Source organism: Bradyrhizobium genosp. SA-3 (genome assembly GCF_004212635.1).
Taxonomy (GTDB): domain Bacteria; phylum Pseudomonadota; class Alphaproteobacteria; order Rhizobiales; family Xanthobacteraceae; genus Bradyrhizobium.
This window is the reverse complement of sequence record NZ_PSRT01000078.1, coordinates 24,381-41,612: the sequence shown is the minus strand read 5'-3', so window position 1 is coordinate 41,612 and position 17,232 is coordinate 24,381. Positions and strand designations below refer to the sequence as shown.

Annotated in this window: 14 protein-coding genes and 1 pseudogene; 10 read left to right on the top strand and 5 right to left on the bottom strand. The window is 65.0% G+C overall.

What is annotated here, in order from left to right; genetic code table 11:
- Positions 1-444: pseudogene (locus CWO91_RS25595) on the bottom strand (hypothetical protein); the annotation flags it as partial.
- A gap of 280 nt (positions 445-724) precedes the next feature.
- Here CWO91_RS25595 and CWO91_RS25590 point away from each other — a divergent pair.
- The 3 genes from CWO91_RS25590 to alr all read left to right on the top strand — a co-directional run bounded on the left by CWO91_RS25590 (position 725) and on the right by alr (position 5,563).
- Positions 725-1,975: an SAM-dependent methyltransferase gene (locus CWO91_RS25590; protein ID WP_165405698.1), complete on the top strand. Its 1,251-nt coding sequence runs from the start codon at positions 725-727 to the stop codon at positions 1,973-1,975.
- Between the two features lie 747 nt (positions 1,976-2,722).
- The gene (locus CWO91_RS25580; RefSeq protein ID WP_091895028.1) at positions 2,723-4,228 is read left to right on the top strand and encodes a replicative DNA helicase; all 1,506 of its coding nucleotides are present in this window, start codon (positions 2,723-2,725) and stop codon (positions 4,226-4,228) included.
- 48 nt (positions 4,229-4,276) lie between these two features.
- Positions 4,277-5,563: an alanine racemase gene (alr, locus tag CWO91_RS25575; protein ID WP_130217369.1), complete on the top strand. Its 1,287-nt coding sequence runs from the start codon at positions 4,277-4,279 to the stop codon at positions 5,561-5,563.
- 152 nt (positions 5,564-5,715) lie between these two features.
- Here the strand turns inward: alr and CWO91_RS25565 are convergent, their stop codons facing one another.
- Entirely contained in the window at positions 5,716-5,934 is a 219-nt protein-coding gene (locus CWO91_RS25565) for a cysteine rich repeat-containing protein (protein ID WP_130217367.1), read from the bottom strand.
- Between the two features lie 39 nt (positions 5,935-5,973).
- Between CWO91_RS25565 and CWO91_RS25560 the strand changes: the two genes are divergently transcribed.
- Complete coding sequence (locus CWO91_RS25560) at positions 5,974-6,744, top strand: exodeoxyribonuclease III (protein WP_130217365.1); 771 nt, start codon at positions 5,974-5,976, stop codon at positions 6,742-6,744.
- Between the two features lie 6 nt (positions 6,745-6,750).
- Here CWO91_RS25560 and CWO91_RS25555 read toward each other — a convergent pair whose 3' ends face one another.
- Complete coding sequence (locus CWO91_RS25555; protein WP_130217363.1) at positions 6,751-7,119, bottom strand: GFA family protein; 369 nt, start codon at positions 7,117-7,119, stop codon at positions 6,751-6,753.
- A gap of 355 nt (positions 7,120-7,474) precedes the next feature.
- On the opposite strand from CWO91_RS25555, the gene CWO91_RS25550 reads away from it, so the two are divergent.
- The 6 genes from CWO91_RS25550 to CWO91_RS25525 all read left to right on the top strand — a co-directional run bounded on the left by CWO91_RS25550 (position 7,475) and on the right by CWO91_RS25525 (position 14,412).
- Positions 7,475-8,203: a sulfite exporter TauE/SafE family protein gene (locus CWO91_RS25550; protein ID WP_130217361.1), complete on the top strand. Its 729-nt coding sequence runs from the start codon at positions 7,475-7,477 to the stop codon at positions 8,201-8,203.
- A gap of 18 nt (positions 8,204-8,221) precedes the next feature.
- Positions 8,222-9,667, top strand: a complete 1,446-nt coding sequence (radA, locus tag CWO91_RS25545; protein ID WP_130217359.1) for a DNA repair protein RadA — start codon at positions 8,222-8,224, stop codon at positions 9,665-9,667.
- A 167-nt stretch (positions 9,668-9,834) separates the two neighbouring features.
- The gene (locus tag CWO91_RS25540; protein WP_130217377.1) at positions 9,835-10,464 is read left to right on the top strand and encodes a CvpA family protein; all 630 of its coding nucleotides are present in this window, start codon (positions 9,835-9,837) and stop codon (positions 10,462-10,464) included.
- 27 nt (positions 10,465-10,491) lie between these two features.
- Entirely contained in the window at positions 10,492-12,015 is a 1,524-nt protein-coding gene (gene purF, locus CWO91_RS25535; protein WP_130217357.1) for an amidophosphoribosyltransferase, read from the top strand.
- A gap of 143 nt (positions 12,016-12,158) precedes the next feature.
- The gene (locus CWO91_RS25530) at positions 12,159-12,899 is read left to right on the top strand and encodes an SDR family NAD(P)-dependent oxidoreductase (RefSeq protein ID WP_130217355.1); all 741 of its coding nucleotides are present in this window, start codon (positions 12,159-12,161) and stop codon (positions 12,897-12,899) included.
- A gap of 286 nt (positions 12,900-13,185) precedes the next feature.
- Positions 13,186-14,412 carry an ABC transporter substrate-binding protein gene (locus tag CWO91_RS25525; protein ID WP_130217353.1) on the top strand — a complete coding sequence of 409 codons (1,227 nt, stop codon included), beginning with the start codon at positions 13,186-13,188 and terminating at the stop codon, positions 14,410-14,412.
- A gap of 135 nt (positions 14,413-14,547) precedes the next feature.
- Here CWO91_RS25525 and CWO91_RS25520 read toward each other — a convergent pair whose 3' ends face one another.
- Entirely contained in the window at positions 14,548-15,804 is a 1,257-nt protein-coding gene (locus CWO91_RS25520) for a TCR/Tet family MFS transporter (protein WP_130217351.1), read from the bottom strand.
- Positions 15,801-17,183, bottom strand: coding sequence for a ribosome biogenesis GTPase Der (der, locus tag CWO91_RS25515; RefSeq protein ID WP_130217349.1), 1,383 nt, complete (start codon positions 17,181-17,183; stop codon positions 15,801-15,803). Before der ends, CWO91_RS25520 begins: the two co-directional genes overlap by 4 nt.
- Positions 17,184-17,232: the final 49 nt, after the last annotated feature.

The following is a 17,232-nucleotide window of genomic DNA, read 5'->3' as shown; positions in this document are numbered from 1 at the left end:
CTGGCGCGCGCCCTCGGCCGCCGGCGCGGCCCCCTCGCCCTCCGGCTTGACGGCCTCCTGCGAGCGCTGGCGGCGGCCCTGATGTTCGGACTGGCCCGGAGCCGTATTGGCTTCCTTATCCTTGGCGCCGTCTTTCTTGTCCTTGCCGTCCTTGGCCTGGTAGCGGGCGTCGGTGGCACCGTTGGAGACGAGGTAGGAGGCGAGGATGCCCGCCATGTCCGAGCTCGTGGTGTAGTGCTGGCGCAGGAAGCCCGGCAGCGAACCCGGCGCCACGGATTTCAGAAGCCCGCGCGGGCTCTTGTGGCAGGCATTGCAGGTTTGCGCGAAGAGCTGGGACGGAGTCTTGCCGGCCTCGAGGTTCGTTGCCTGCGCAAGAACGGTATCGGTCGCGCCGAAGCCGATCAGAAGCAGTACCGTCGCGAGGCTGAGCGCTCGGCTCGACATTTCCCATCATCTCCATTGAAATCCGAGAGGTGCAGCCGGCATCCCGCGCGGCGGCGGTCACCTTTTAGCCGATTGAGCCGCGAATGGAAGCAGGTCCGCGCGCAAGGATGTGATTAAGCGCTTTTCGAATATCGGCTTTGAACACAGCGCAATAGCGCAGCCGGACCTGCTCCCCTAGATTTAGATGCAAACGCATAGGAACCCGAGCGGGACCCTGAGCGTCAAATGTAAAGGCCGGGTTAGTCGCATCTCTTCGGGTCCGCTCGAGAGGAAGGTGTCGATGGACCGTTTGTTGCGTAGATTCCTGTCTCAATTCATCCGCCGCGGGTCGATGACCTTGACCAGCGCAAGCGGGGTGACATTCACTGTCGGCGACGGCTCTGGCGAACCGGTCGCGGTGCGCTTCATGACCGCGGACGCGGAGCGCAAGATCCTCATCAATCCCGAGCTCGGGCTTGGCGAGGCCTATATGGACGGCGAGTTCGTGGTCGAACGCGGCACCATAGCTGATGCCCTCGCGATCCTGCTCGATCAACCCGACCTATTGCCGCAGTGGGCAAAACCGTGGTGGCACCTGCGCTATCTGACGCGCCACCTGAAGCAGTTCAATCCGCGCTCGCGCGCCCGCAGCAACGTGGCGCACCACTACGATCTCGACGCCCGGCTCTATTCGCTCTTCCTCGATGCCGACAAGCAATATAGCTGCGCCTATTTCGAGACGCCGGAGACGACGCTCGACGATGCGCAGCTCGCCAAAAAGCGGCACATCGCCGCAAAGCTGCTCGTCAGGAACGGCCAGCGCGTGCTCGACATCGGCTCGGGCTGGGGCGGGCTCGGGCTCTATCTCGCCGAGATCGCGGGCGCCGACGTCACCGGCATCACGCTGTCGACCGAACAATTGCAGATCGCCAATGCGCGCGCCGCCGAAAAGGGCCTGACGGGCTCGGCCAAATTCCTGCTCCAGGACTACCGCGACATCGACGGTCCATTCGACCGCATCGTCTCGGTCGGCATGTTCGAGCATGTCGGCGCCCGGTTCTACGACACCTACTTCCAGCGCTGCGCCGAGCTCCTGAACGAGGACGGCGTCATGCTGCTGCACTCGATCGGCCGTTCGCAGGGGCCGGACTCGACCAATCCCTGGATCGCCAAATACATCTTCCCCGGCGGCTACATCCCCGCTTTGTCCGAGGTGCTGCCGGCGATCGAGCGGGCGGACCTGCTGGTCTGCGACATCGAGATCCTGCGCCTGCATTACGCCGAGACGCTGAAGGCCTGGCGGGAGCGCTTCATGGCGCGGCGCGAGGAGGCCGTGCAGCTGTACGACGAGCGCTTTGCCTTGATGTGGGAGTTCTACCTGGCGGCCTGCGAAATGACCTTCCGCAAGCAGGCCATGATGAACTTCCAGATCCAGCTCACCCGTCGCCAGGGCGTGGTGCCGATCACGCGCGACTACATCGCGCGCGAAGAAGCCCGGCTGCGGGCCCTCGAGGGCGGCGCCAAGCCCAGGCTGAAGCTGGCAGGTGAATAAGCCCTAGTGACGTCGGGTCGAAATCTGGGAGATCCGGAAAGAGGCGTTTAACGCCAGTTGCGCTCGCAATTCGACGAGGAGTTCGGGCGCGACCGGCTGACGCCGCACCTCAGGCCGCTCGGCGTGCTCCATGGCCGCGATCAGTCCCGCTAGCCAGAGCCGGCTGCCTGCTTCGCTTCGCCACATCTGCTGCTGCCGTTCTGGCCGCATCGCTTGCCTCGTCTTCCTGCTGGCGATTCGGGACAACCCCACTGCCCGCCGGCCTGTTCCGCCTCTACCCCGAAAGAATCCGGGAAGATGTGATCTGCTTCACATAAGTCTGGTCGGACCTGACTTAGATCGTCGCCATGAGCAAAAAGACGCAAACCTCATTCGACGTGCAGGACGACCTCCGCACCGATTACGCCCTGATCGTCACCGGCGTCGGGGCGGCCCTGGTTGCGCTGGTCTACCTCCTGCTGGTCTGAATCCGAGTCGAAGGCTCCCAGCGTGCGTCGATTCGCGCGTTCTTGATGGGTCTGCGCGCCAATCCATAAGGTTCACGGTTTGAGGATTTTTCCGTGGCGCGGGTGCGGCCGCTCCCGGTTCCGCGAAAATCCGTCAAGCGCGGGGCGCGCTGCGGCTACCAATCATCCACCATTTTCACTGAGCGGTTGATAGCGGTCAGCTTTTGCTTCCGCTTTGGGCCGAGGCGGCGCTTTATCGCGCCCCGCATCCGCCCAAGAAAATTGCTAATCACGTCCGACCATGGCCCTGACTGATTCGAACGTTCTCAAACTCGCGCCCGACGCCGGAACGCCCGCCTATCGGAGCGCGCCGCATAATATCGAGGCGGAACAGAGCCTTCTGGGCGCGATCCTGGTCAACAACGATGCGTTCTACCGCGTCTCCGACTTCCTGGAGGCGAAGCATTTCTTCGAGCCGCTGCATCAGACCATATTCGAGACCGCCGGCAGCCTGATCCGGATGGGCAAGATCGCGACGCCCGTCACGCTGAAGACGTTCCTCCCCGCCGACACCGACGTCGGCGGCATGACCATCGGACAATATCTGGCGCGGCTCGCGGCCGAAGCGACCACCATCATCAATGCCCAGGATTACGGCCGCACCATCTATGACCTGTCGTTGCGGCGCGACCTGATCGGCATCGGCGAGGACATGGTCAACGTCGCCTATGACGCGCCGGTCGATTTCCAGCCGCGGGCGCAGATCGAGGACGCCGAGCGCCGCCTCTACGAGCTCGCCGAGTCCGGCCGTTATGACGGCGGCTTCCAAAAATTCTCGCAGGCACTGACGGTCGCGGTCGATCTCGCGGCGAAGGCATTCCAGCGCGATGGAAAGCTGTCGGGCATCTCGACGGGCCTGCGCGACCTCGACACCAAGATGGGCGGCTTGCAGCACTCCGACCTCATCATCGTGGCGGGACGTCCCGGCATGGGCAAGACCTCGCTTGCGACCAACATCGCCTACAACGTCGCACAAGCCTATGTTCCGGAACTCCAGGCCGACGGCACCATGAAGGCCGCCAATGGCGGCGTGATCGGGTTCTTCTCCTGCGAAATGTCGGCCGACCAGCTCGCCACGCGTATCGTGGCCGAGCGCACCGGCATCCCCTCCTCCCACATCCGCCGCGGCGGCATCTCGGAAGCCGATTTCGAAAAGATCCGCCAGGTCTCGATCGAGCTGCAATCGCTGCCGTTCTATGTCGACGCCACCGGCGGTCTGTCGATCGCGCAGCTGATGGCGCGCGCGCGCCGGCTGAAGCGCCAGAAGGGGCTCGATCTCCTGGTGATCGACTATATCCAGCTGCTGTCAGGCTCGGGCAAGCGCGCCAGCGACAGCCGCGTGCAGGAAATCACGGAGATCACGACCAGCCTGAAGGCGCTGGCGAAGGAGCTCAACGTCCCCGTGATCGCGCTATCGCAGCTGTCGCGTCAGGTGGAATCGCGTGACGACAAACGGCCGCAGCTCTCGGACCTGCGCGAATCCGGCTCGATCGAGCAGGACGCCGACGTCGTGCTGTTCGTGTTCCGCGAGGAATATTACCTCGCGATGAAGGAGCCGCGCCCCGGCACCGAGGAGCACGCCAAATGGCAGGCCGACATGGAACGCACGGTCGGCCGGGCCGAAGTCATCATCGGCAAGCAGCGCCACGGTCCGACCGGCACGGTCGAGCTGCACTTCGATGCCTCGGTCACCCGCTTCGGCGACCTCGCCCATGACGGCCAGTTGCCGGATCGCAGCGACTACTAGAGTGTTCCCCGGGTTGAACCACTCGGGTCTCTTGCGTAAAACGGCGTCATGACAATGGCGTCCGACCCGAAAATGATCTCGCAATCCGGTTCTCTCTCCGCGGAGGCCAATCAGGCTGCCGCGCTCGCTGCCTATGGCGGCGTGCTCACCGTCGATCTCGACGCCATCATCGCCAATTGGCGCAAGCTCGAAAAGACGGCGGTGCCGGCCGAATGCGCGGCGGTGATCAAGGCCGACGCCTATGGCTGCGGCGCCCCCGAAGTCGCGCGTGCCTTAAGCAAGGCCGGCTGCAAGACCTTCTTCGTTGCCACCATCGAGGAAGCGCGCAAGGTGCGCGCGGCCGTGCCGGAGCCCACGATCTACGCGCTTGGCGGCTACTTCCAGAACACCGGCGAGCACTATGCGAAGATCAATTGCCGGCCGGTGATCGGCGATCTCAACGAGCTCGCCGAATGGGACGTGTTCTGCCGCCGCAGCGGCTGGACCGGAGGCGCCGCCGTTCACATCGACACCGGCATGAACCGCCTGGGCCTGACGCTTGCGGAAGCGCAGGCCATCATCCCCCGCATCAATGCCGGCGATCACGGCATCACGCTGGTGATGAGCCATCTGGTCTCGGGCGAGCAGCTCAACAGCCCCGTCAATGCAAGACAACTCGCGGCCTTCCGCAGCATCGCCAGCGAGTTCTCGGGCGTGCCGGCCGCGCTCGCCAACTCCTCCGGCATCTTCCTGGGCGCGCCCTTCCAGTTCGACATGGTGCGCCCGGGGGCTGCGCTCTACGGCGTCAACCCGACGCCGGAGGCCGACAATCCCATGCAGCAGGTGGTCGACCTCAAGGCGCGCATCGTGCAGATCCGCACCATCGATCGCGGCGAGAGCGTCGGCTATGGCGGCACCTGGACCGCACGGCGGCCGACCAAGCTCGCGATCATCGCGGTCGGCTATGCCGACGGCTATTTCCGCGCCGCCAGCTCCAATGACGGCACCCGCGGCGCCGAAGTCATCGTGGCCGGAAAACGCTGCCCGGTCGCGGGCCGCATCTCGATGGACCTGATCGCGATCGACATCACCGACCTGCCGCCGAACGCCGCGCGGCGCGGCCACATGGTGACGCTGCTCGGAGACGGCATCACGGTCGACGAGCTCGCGCATCATTTCGGCACGATCGGCTACGAGGTGCTGACCAGCCTCGGCCACCGCTACGCCCGCATCTACAAAGGCGGCAATGTCGCGGAGCTGCTGGCAAGGCCGGCGCCCACAGCACAGGCTTCCGAGCAGCTGTCCTCGCCGCCGCCGGTCGAGCAGCCCGCGAGCCCGCCGCCGTTGCCGAGTTGAGCGACACGCGCGTGCCCCGGACGCAGCGCAGCGCTACTTCAGCGGTGCGTTGCAGAGCCGGGGCCCATCTCTCCACATTGTACGGTGTCGCCCTCTGGGTCCCGGCTCAGCGTCGCATCACTGCGTGCTGCGCCGCGTCCGGGACACGAAACTTATTTCTTCTTCCTGCTGTCCAGCGCCGCCTTGCAGGTCGCAGTGAGCTGGTCGCGCTTGGCGTTGAGGCATGCGACGATGCCGCCGCCCGGCGCGATGCCGGCGCAGAATTTGTCATAGTCCGCCTTGCACGCGCCGCGCGGATCGGACGATTGTGCCGATGCGGCTCCGGAGAACGCGATGACGAGTGCGATGGCAACAAAGCTCAACTTGGACATTGTGTCTCCGGTATCGGAAGGCAGAAGCGTTAGCCCTACATGAAGATTGCGACATTCAACATCAACAACATCAATCGCCGCCTGCCCAATCTGTTGGCATGGCTGCGCGTGGCGAAGCCCGATGTCGTCGCGCTTCAGGAGTTGAAGGCAAGTGATGGCGAATTTCCGGCGGCGGCCATCGAAAAAGCCGGCTATGGCGCAGTCTGGCGTGGACAAAAGACCTGGAGCGGCGTCGCCCTCCTCGCTCGCAACGCCGAGCCGGTGCTCACCCGCGATTGCTTGCCGGGCAAGGCCGATGATCACGAAGCACGCTACATCGAGGCCGCCGTGCGCGGCGTCATCGTCACCAGCATTTACCTGCCGAACGGCAATCCGCAACCGGGGCCGAAATTCGACTACAAGCTCGACTGGTTCGCGCGGCTCAAGCGCCACGCCAAGAGCTTCATCAAGCAGGATTTGCCGGTGGTGCTCGCCGGCGATTACAACGTCGCGCCCACGGAGATCGACATCTATCCGACCCGATCATGGGACAAGGATGCACTGATCCAGCCGAAGAGCCGCGCGGCGTTTGCCTCGCTGGTCGAACAAGGCTGGTGCGACGCGATCCGCGAGCTGCATCCCGAACAGCGCATCTATACGTTCTGGGACTACAAGCGAAACCGCTGGCCGCGCGATGCGGGCCTGCGGCTCGATCATCTCCTGCTCAGCCCTGCCCTCGCCCCGCGGCTGGTCAAAGCTGGCGTCGACAAGACGATCCGCGGCGAGGATGGCGCCAGCGATCACGCGCCGGCGTGGATCGTGTTGCGTTGACAACCCTCACCACAGATTCCTGCCGTCGATCACGGTCACCGGCACGGCCTCCAGATCGAAATCGTCGAACAGGCGCGCATTGACGGCGACCTTGGGATTGTCGAAATCGGGCTTGCCAGTCGACAAGTCCGGCGACTCGGAATAGGTGCCGCAGCCGCAGCTCGCGCAGAAATGATGTTTGACGGTGCGGCTGCCCCAGAGATAGGTCGCGACGTTCTCCGCCGGCGAGAGCAGGCGGAACTGTGCCGGCGTGTAATAGGCCCACAGCGCGCCGCGCTTGGCACATAGCGTGCAGGTGCAGCGCTTCACGCTCGAAGGCACCTCCGTCACCTCGAACACCGTCTCACCACAATGACAACTTGCCTCGATCGGCATGACCCGCTCTCCGTTTTGTCAGGAGATGGTCGTAGCCGGCCCCCGCTGCCAACATGCTGTCAGCAGTGAGGCGCCTCAACAAAATATTGAAAAACAACCCCATGCACAGTAGCCGCCCCCTGTGCGCTCAATGATTTACGCAAATTCCGAAATTCGAATTGACTCGTCGGGCAAAACACCGGCACAATGTCATCATCGAAGAATTCTCCCGTACGGTGACTGACATGTCCCGTCGTCGAACTTGCTCGCATTAATGACGGGTTCCAATCTTTGTCAGGGAAGATACTGGAGCGCCGCCGGCATCGCGCTCCCTGCCCGCCCCGGCTAAACTCCTGCGATTCCCGGAGCGCTGCCCTTGGCCTTTCTCTTCGTCCTGAGCGTCGGCCTCATCGCCGGCACCATTTCCGGCATCGTCGGCACCGGCTCGTCGATCATGCTGATGCCGGTGCTGGTCTATGCCTATGGGCCGAAGGAAGCCGTGCCGATCATGGCGGTGGCCTCCGTGATGGCGAATTTTTCGCGCATCCTAGCGTGGTGGCGCGAGGTCGACTGGCGGGCTTGCGCAGCCTATTCGGTGACGGGCATTCCGGCCGCGGCACTCGGCGCGCGGACACTGTTGGCACTGCCCGCGCATGCCGTCGATCTCACCATCGGCATCTTCCTGATCGCGATGGTGCCGGTGCGGCATTGGCTGGCGCGGCACGACCTCAAGGCCAATCTCTGGCACCTCGCCATCGGCGGCGCAATCATCGGCTATCTCACCGGCATTGTGGTCTCGACCGGCCCGCTCAGCGTGCCGCTGTTCCTGTTCTACGGGCTCAGCAAGGGTCCCTTCCTCGCCACTGAAGCGGCCTCCTCGCTCGGGCTCTATTTCGCGAAATCCGTGACCTTCGAGCGTTTCGGCGCGCTGACCGGCGAGGTCTTCATCAAGGGCCTGATCGCAGGCGGCTCGCTGATGTCGGGTGCCTTCATCGCGAAGCGCTTCGTGCTGCACCTGAAGCCGGAGATGTTTCGCCTGCTGATGGACGCGATCATGGTCGCGGCCGGGCTCTCCATGCTATGGAACGCGACGCAATCTCCTTGAGCACGACTCGCTATCCCCATGGCCAAATCCACCCTCTCCTTCGTCTGCCAGAACTGCGGCGCGGCCTATAACCGCTGGCAGGGCAAGTGCGAATCGTGCGGCGAGTGGAACACGCTCGCCGAGGAGGACACCGGCGGCAGCGTGCCGGTGTCGATCCGCTCCAAGCGCAAGGGGCGGACCTTTGCGCTGGAGAGCCTCGCTGGGAAAAGCCCGGATGCGCCGCGCCTGTCCTCAGGAATGACCGAGCTCGACCGCGTCACCGGCGGCGGTTTCGTCCGCGGCTCGGTGCTGCTGGTCGGCGGCGATCCCGGCATCGGCAAATCGACGCTGCTCACACAAGCCACCAGCCTGCTGGCGCGCGCCGGTCACCGCGTCGTCTACATTTCCGGCGAAGAGGCGGTCGCGCAGGTGCGCCTGCGCGCCGAGCGGCTCGGCCTGTCGGATGCGCCGGTGCAGCTCGCCGCCGAGACCTCGGTCGAGGACATCGTCTCGACGCTGTCGGAGGGCGCGGTCCCCCGGCTGATCGTGATCGATTCGATCCAGACGATGTGGACCGATACGGTGGAATCCGCGCCCGGTACGGTGACCCAGGTCCGCGCCTCGGCGCAGGCGCTGATCCGCTTTGCCAAGAAAACCGGTGCGGCCATCATCCTGGTCGGCCACGTCACCAAGGACGGCCAGATCGCCGGCCCCCGCGTGGTCGAGCACATGGTCGATGCCGTGATGTCGTTCGAGGGCGAAGGCTCGCAGCAATTCCGCATCCTGCGCGCCGTGAAGAACCGGTTCGGCCCGACCGACGAGATCGGCGTGTTCGAGATGACAGGCCTCGGCCTGCGCGAGGTCACCAACCCCTCCGAGCTGTTCCTGTCCGAGCGCGATCTCGGCACGCCCGGCACCGCCGTCTTCGCAGGGATCGAGGGCACAAGGCCTGTCCTGGTCGAATTGCAGGCGCTGGTGGCCCCGACCTCGCTCGGCACCCCGCGCCGGGCCGTGGTCGGCTGGGACCCGAGCCGGCTGTCGATGGTGCTGGCGGTGCTGGAAGCCCATTGCGGGGTCAAGCTGTCCGGGCACGACGTCTATCTCAACGTCGCCGGCGGCCTGCGCATCAACGAGCCGGCGGCGGATCTCGCCGCTGCGGCGGCGCTGGTGTCATCCCTGGTTAATGCGCAGTTACCGACCGATGCCGTCTATTTCGGCGAGATCTCGCTCTCCGGCGTGGTCCGCCCGGTGGCGCAGACCCCGGCCCGGCTGAAGGAAGCGGCAAAACTCGGCTTCCAGCGTGCCGTGCTGCCCGAATCGGCCCGCGGCGAGACCGGTGGAGACGCCGGACTGTCGCTGAACGCGGTCAACAGCCTGACGACACTGGTCGCCGAAATCGCCGCCCGCGGCTCGCGCCGGGGCGAATCGAACGGGCCGGCAGAGAAAAATGCCACACCGGCAAGATTCCGCCGCGGAGATGGTTAGCCGGAGGTGACGTCGGAGGCCCCCGCCGCTATACAGCCGTCACAAAAGCAGCACGGGATTGCGTGGTTGCGGCCTTGCCGGGAACGCCGTCTGCCCCTCTTTTAGGGCAGCGGCCAAACACCGATTCGCTGAGCACCTTTGAGAGTACGAGCGGACCAGACCAGCCGATGCCAGTTACACTCCTCGACCTGATCTTGCTCGGTGTGATGCTGATCTCGGGCCTGCTCGCGATGGTCCGCGGCTTCATGCGCGAAATCCTGTCGATCGCAGCCTGGGGCGCTGCCGCGATCGTGACGCTGTACTCCTTCTCGAAGCTGCTGCCGACCGCCAAGACCTATTTCAACAACGATACGGTCGCGAGCGTGGTCGTGGTCGCCGGCGTGTTCGTGGGTACCCTGATCGTGGTCTCCGTGATCACGGTGCGGATCTCCGACATGATCCTGGACTCGCGCATCGGCGCGCTGGACCGCACCCTCGGCTTCCTGTTTGGCCTTGCTCGCGGGCTTTTGATCGTCGTGGTCGCCTTCCTGTTCTTCACCTGGCTGGTTCCGGACAAGCAGCGTCCGGACTGGGTCACCGGAGCCAAGTCCCGCGTGGTGCTCCAGGGAACCGGCGATTGGCTAATGGCCCTCTTGCCCGACGACCCCGAGAACACCATCTTGAAGAGATTCAAGAAAAACAAACCAGATGATGATCAAGCTGAATCCGAGCAGCAGCCTTCGGGCAGTGGCGACGGATACAGTAAACCCGCTCGTGACAGCCTGAAAAAGCTGATCGAGAAACCTGCAGCGCGTTGATTGGCCCTAGAGAAAGGCGCGGACGAGATGCGACACCCTGACCAGGACGCCCAGCTTGATCTCGATCCAACGGCCGGTTTGGGCCCGGCCGCTCTGGAGGTCCAGGACGACCTGGAGGGGGATACGCTCCGCGAGGAATGCGGCGTCTTCGGCATCTACGGCCACCCGGACGCCGCCGCCATCACCGCGCTCGGTCTCCACGCCCTTCAGCACCGCGGCCAGGAAGCCGCCGGCATCGTCTCTTACGACGGTAACCGCTTTCACTCAGAACGCCGCCTCGGCCTCGTCGGCGACACCTTCTCCCGCGGCGAGGTGATCGACCGCCTGCCCGGCAACATGGCGGTCGGCCATGTCCGCTACTCCACCACCGGCGCCACCATCCTGCGCAACGTGCAGCCACTGTTCGCCGAGCTGAATGCCGGTGGCCTCGCGGTCGCGCATAACGGCAACCTCACCAACGGCCTGACCCTGCGCCGCGAGCTGGTCAAGAGCGGTGCGATGATGCAGTCGACCACCGACACCGAGGTGATCCTGCATCTGGTCGCGCGCTCCAAGCGCAGCCGCTTCATCGAGCGCTATGTCGATGCGCTGCGTGAGATCGAGGGCGCCTATGCGCTGGTCTCGCTGACCAACAAGAAGCTGGTCGGCGCGCGCGATCCGCGCGGCATTCGCCCGCTGGTGCTCGGCGAGCTCGACGGCTGCCCGATCCTGACCTCCGAGACCTGCGCCCTCGACATCATCGGCGCACGCTTCGTGCGCGACATCGAGCCCGGCGAAGTCATCGTGTTCGACGAGAACGGCCAGGATATCCACAAGCCGTTCCCGCCGATGGCGCCGCGCCCCTGCATATTCGAATACATCTACTTCTCGCGGCCGGATTCCATCGTCCACGGCCGCTCGGTCTACGAGGTCCGCAAGGCCTTCGGCGCGCAGCTCGCGCGCGAGAGCCACGTGCCGGTCGACGTCGTCGTGCCGGTGCCGGATTCCGGCGTGCCCGCCGCGGTCGGCTACAGCCAGCATTCCGGTGTGCCGTTCGAGCTCGGCATCATCCGCAACCACTATGTCGGCCGCACCTTCATCCAGCCGACGCAGGCGATCCGCGAATCCGGCGTGCGCATGAAGCACTCGGCCAATCGCGCCGCGATCGAAGGCAAGCGCATCATCCTGATCGACGACTCGCTGGTGCGCGGCACCACCTCGAAGAAGATCGTGCGCATGATGCGCGATGCGGGCGCGACCGAAGTGCATTTCCGTCTCGCTTCGCCCCCGATCCTCTATCCCGATTATTACGGCATCGACCTGCCCGACCGCGGCGGCCTGCTCGCGGCGACGCATTCGCTGGAGGAGATGCGCGAGATCATCGGCGCCGACTCGCTCGCCTTCCTGTCGATCGACGGCATGTACCGCGCCATGGGCGAGCCCGGCCGCGACCCCGCCAATCCGAAATTCTCGGACCACTGCTTCACCGGGGCCTATCCGACCCACCTCACCGACCAGACCCAGACCGAGCCGCAGCCGCGGCAATTGTCGCTGCTGGCGGAGGCGAGTTGATCCTGTCGTCCTGGCGAAAGCCAGGACCCATTACCACAGGCTTCAATGGATCGAAGAAGGTGTAACAACCGCCTTCCCAAGCCAAACAAACCCGGCGTATGGGTCCCGGCCTTCGCCGGGACGACGCTGGATAAAGACGTTCCATGACAAAGCCCCTCGCTAACCGCATCGCTCTCGTCACCGGCGCCTCGCGCGGCATCGGCTTCGCCACGGCACGCGCGCTGGCCAAGGCCGGCGCGCATATCGTTGCGGTGGCGCGCACGCAGGGCGGGCTGGAAGAGCTCGACGACGAGATCCGCAAAGACGGCGGCAGCGCCACCCTGGTGCCGCTCAACCTCACCGATTCCGACGGCATAGCGCGGCTGGGCGCCGGCCTGCACGAGCGCTATGGCAAGCTCGACATCCTGGTCGGCAATGCCGGCGTGCTCGGGCCCTCCTCGCCGATCGGCCATATCGAGCTGAAGGCCTTCAACGACGTGATGGCCGTGAATGTCTCCGCGAACTTCCAGCTGATCCGCTGCATGGAGCCACTGTTGAAGCAGTCCGATGCGGGGCGCGCCGTGTTCATCACCTCGGGTGCCGCCAACAAGGCCACCGCCTATGTCAGCCCCTACGCAGCGTCCAAGGCCGCGCTGGAAACGCTGGCCCGCGCCTGGGCGCAGGAGACCGCGAACACGAAGCTGCGCGTCAACCTGTTCAACCCCGGCCCGATCCGCACCCGCATGCGCGCCACCCTGATGCCGGGCGAAGATCCGGCGACGCTCGACACGCCCGAGCAGGTCGCCGAATTCATCGTGCCGATGTGCGCACCTGATTGGACCGAGACCGGCAAGTTCTACGATTACAAGACGCGCGGCCTGATGAGCTTCCGCGCGCCGGCTTGATTGACTCGGACCGACAACGCAATCTTGACGTTCACGCAAAACGGCAAGTTCGTGGCCCGGATCGCAAGATCGAAAGCGCATCCAGAAATTCAAGCTGACATCGGACGCTCTCAAATAGCGTCTCAACGCATTTTTCCCAAAAGTTAACCGATAGATGACGCTACGACACAGCGTCATCCGGCTTTAGGCGCATTGCCGCCGGCCGTGGGACAGGCTAGAGCCATCAGCCGGAAACAAGGCTTCGCAAGAGAGCCGTCCGCATATTTGACAATGGAGGAAAGCTTTCATGACGACGACATTCGCACGCCGCTCCGCGGCCCTTCTGGCCTGTGCCGCTTTCGGTTTTGCCACATCCGCCTACGCGCAGGACAAGACCGTCAAGATCGGCGTGCTCAACGACATGTCGAGCCTCTATGCCGACATCGGCGGCCCGAACTCGGTCGCCGCGGTGAAGATGGCGGTCGAGGATTCCGGATTGAAGGCCAAGGGCTGGACCATCGAAGTCCTCTCCGGTGACCACCAGAACAAACCCGACATCGGCGTCAACATCGCCCGGCAATGGATCGACGCCGACAAGGTCGATGCCATCGCAGATACTCCGAGCTCAGGCGTGGCGCTCGCGGTGAGCAACCTCGTCAAGGAAAAGAACTCGGTGCTGCTCAATTCGGGCGCTGCCACTGCAGATCTCACCGGCAAGGCCTGCACGCCCAACACCGTCTCCTTCACCTACGACACCTACATGCTCGCCAACGGCACCGGCAAGGCGCTGACCAAGGCGGGCGGAGACAGCTGGTTCTTCCTGACCGCGGACTATGCCTTCGGCCACGCGCTGGAGCGCGATACCAGCGCCGTGGTCACGGCCACCGGCGGCAAGGTGCTCGGCGGCGTCAAGCACCCGCTCAACACGGCCGACTTCTCCTCGTTCCTGCTCCAGGCGCAGTCCTCCAAGGCCAAGATCATCGGCCTCGCCAATGCGGGCGGCGACACCACGAACGCGATCAAGCAGGCCGCCGAATTCGGCATCGTCTCCGGCGGTCAGAAGCTCGCGGCGCTGCTGCTGTTCATCAACGACGTGCACTCGCTCGGCCTGAAGACCGCGCAGGGCCTGACCTTCACCGAGTCCTTCTATTGGGATCTCAACGACCAGACCCGCGAATGGTCGAAGCGCTTCCAGAAGGTCTCGCCGAAGGGCTCGATGCCCTCGATGACGGTCGCTGGCCTCTATGCCGAGATCCTGCATTACCTGAAGGCGATGGACGCGCTCGGCGGCAATCCGCATGACGGCGCCAAGGTCGTCGCCAAGATGAAGGAGCTTCCGACCGACGATCCACTGTTCGGCAAGGGCCCACTGCGCGCCGATGGCCGCCGCCTCATCCCGGCCTATCTGTTCGAGGTGAAGAAGCCTGAAGAGTCGAAGGGACCGTGGGACTATTACAAACTGGTCGCCACCATCGCACCGGAAGACGCGGCCAAGCCGCTCAAGGACAGCGATTGCCCGCTGGTGAAGAAGTAGGCCAGTCGATACTGCCGTAGGGTGGGCAAAGGCGCCTAAGCGCCGTGCCCACCATCTCTCCGCGACATCGAGATGCGGTGGGCACGCTTCCGCCTTCGCTCTTTGAGCTACGGCGGACAAGTCGCTTCGCCCACCCTACGAGACCGTCCTCGTTGCAGCGAGCGACCGCATCGCGATTGTCACGCACACCACCATCAGCACCGCCGCAAGCAGGAACGGCGCGCCGGGCAGATGCAGCGGCGCGCTGGCGCCGATGAAATAGGAAAACGTCAGCGTGAACAGGAACGGGCCGACGAGCTGCGCCACGCTCTGCACGCTTGCGGTCGCGCCCTGTAACTGGCCCTGCTGATCGGGTGCGACCAGCCGCGTCATCAGCGATTGCGAGGCAGCACCAGAAATGCCCCATAGCGACAAAATCGGAATGCCGAGCCAAGATAGCGGACCGGTCGGCGCAGCGCCCAAGACCACGAAGCCGATCGCGCCACAGCACAAGCCCAGCAGCAGCGCCTTCCACTCGCCGAGCGCGCGCACGATCGGGCCGATGCCGAGCCCCTGCACCACCATGGCGCAGATGCCGACCATGGCGAGGGTCAGTCCCACGGTCTTGGAATCCCAGCCGTAGCGATAGGTCGCATAGAGCACGAAGGTCGAGGGCAGCACGACATGCGCGACCTGCGCGATGAAATTGACGACCGACAAGGCGGCCAGCACCGCATTGGATCGCAGCAGGTGCAGCGCGCCGATCGGATTGGCACTTCGCCAGCGGAACGGTGCGCGCTTGTCGGGCGACAGCGATTCCGGCAGGACGAAGAGCCCATAGAGCGCATTGGCGAAGCTTAAGGCCGCCGAGGCCCAGAACGGCAGGCGCGGATCGATGTCGCCGAGCAAGCCGCCGAGCGCCGGGCCCAGGATGAAGCCGGCGCCGAAGGCCGCACCAATCCTGCCGAAGATCGCCGCACGCCGTTCCGGCGGCGTGATATCCGAGATATAGGCGAACGCGGTCGAGATGCTCGCCGAGGTGATGCCTGAGATCACGCGGCCGATGAATAGCCACACCAGCGACGGCGCCAGCGCCATCAGCACGTAGTCGGCCGCCAGCCCGAAATTCGACAGCAGCACCACCGGCCTGCGCCCGAAACGATCCGACAGCGCGCCGAGCAGCGGCGAGAACACGAACTGCATCAGCGCCCAGGCGGTGCCGAACAGGCCGAAGATGCGGGCCGCGTGCGCGGTGTCGTTATCGACGAAGCTCTCGATCAGCTTCGGCAGGATCGGCATGATCACGCCGAGCGCGAGCATGTCGAGCAGGATGGTGACGAAGATGAAGGCAACGGCGCCACGCCGGACCGGCGCCGCGCCTTGCGCCATCGCCTCGCCGGCCCCGTCGCTCACGACGGCCGCTTGCGCTTGTGCGCGAAGGGATTGGCCTTCTCGCGCAAGGTGATGCGCACCGGCGTGCCCGGCAGATCGAAGGTCTCGCGCATGGAATTGGTGAGGTAGCGCAAGTAGGACTGCGGCACCGCATCGGCACGCGAGCAGAACAGCACGAAGCTCGGCGGACGCGCCTTGTTCTGGGTGATGTAGTTCAGCTTCAGCCTGCGGCCGGAGACCGCGGGCGGCGGATTGGCCTGGATCGCCTGCTCGAACCAGCGATTGAGCGCCGATGTCGGCACGCGCCGGTTCCAGATCGCGTAGGCATCCTGGATCGCCTGCATCAGGCGGTCGATGCCCTCGCCCATCAGGCCCGATACGGCGACGATTGGCACGCCCTTGAGCTGTGGCAGCCAATGGTCGGCATCGCGGCGCAGGCTCGAGATGGCGCCGCCGCCCTTGGTCTCCATCAGGTCCCATTTGTTGACGGCGAGCACGACCGCCCGGCCCTCACGCTCGATCAGATCGGCGATGCGCAGATCCTGCTCCTCGAAGCGGTTCTGCGTGTCCATCATCAGCACGACGACTTCAGCAAAGCGCACCGCGCGCAGCGCGTCGGCGACCGAGAGCTTTTCCAGCTTCTCCTCGATGCGCGAGCGCCGGCGCAGACCGGCGGTGTCGAACACGCGGAAATCGCGGCCTTTCCAGTTGATCTCGACCGCGATGGAATCCCGCGTGGTGCCGGCCTCCGGGCTCGTCAGCAGGCGCTCCTCGCCGAGCAGAAAGTTGATCAGCGTCGACTTGCCGGCATTGGGCCGGCCGACGATGGCGACGCGGATCGGGCGCGTCGCCGCCTCTTCCTCCGAGAGCGGCGCGTCGTCCTCGGCCTCGTCCTCGTCGACGGGCTCCGGCATCAGCTGGCTGAGCGCATCGTAAAGCTCGCCCATGCCCTCGCCATGCTCGGCCGAGATCTGGATGGGATCGCCGAGGCCGAGTGCGAAGGCCTCCATCGCACCGGCATCGCCATGCTTGCCTTCGCTCTTGTTGGCGACCAGCAGCACCGGCTTGTTGGCTTTGCGGGCGAAATCGGCGAAGGCGCGATCGGTGGGCGTGAGGCCGATGCGGGCATCGATGACGAAGAACAGCGCGTCGGCCTGCGCGATCGCGGTCTCGGTCTGCTCCTGCATGCGCGCGGTCAGCGAGCCCCTGGCGCCCTCGTCGAGGCCGGCGGTGTCGATGATGATGAACTGGAGGTCGCCGAGCCTGGCCTCACCCTCGCGGCGGTCGCGGGTGACGCCCGGCAGGTCATCGACGAGCGCGAGCTTCTGTCCGACCAGGCGGTTGAACAGCGTCGATTTGCCGACATTGGGCCGGCCGATGATGGCGATCGTGAAGGACATCGGTCATTCGTGCGCTGCCGGGGCTGCGCCTGTCAATGCAATGGAGAAT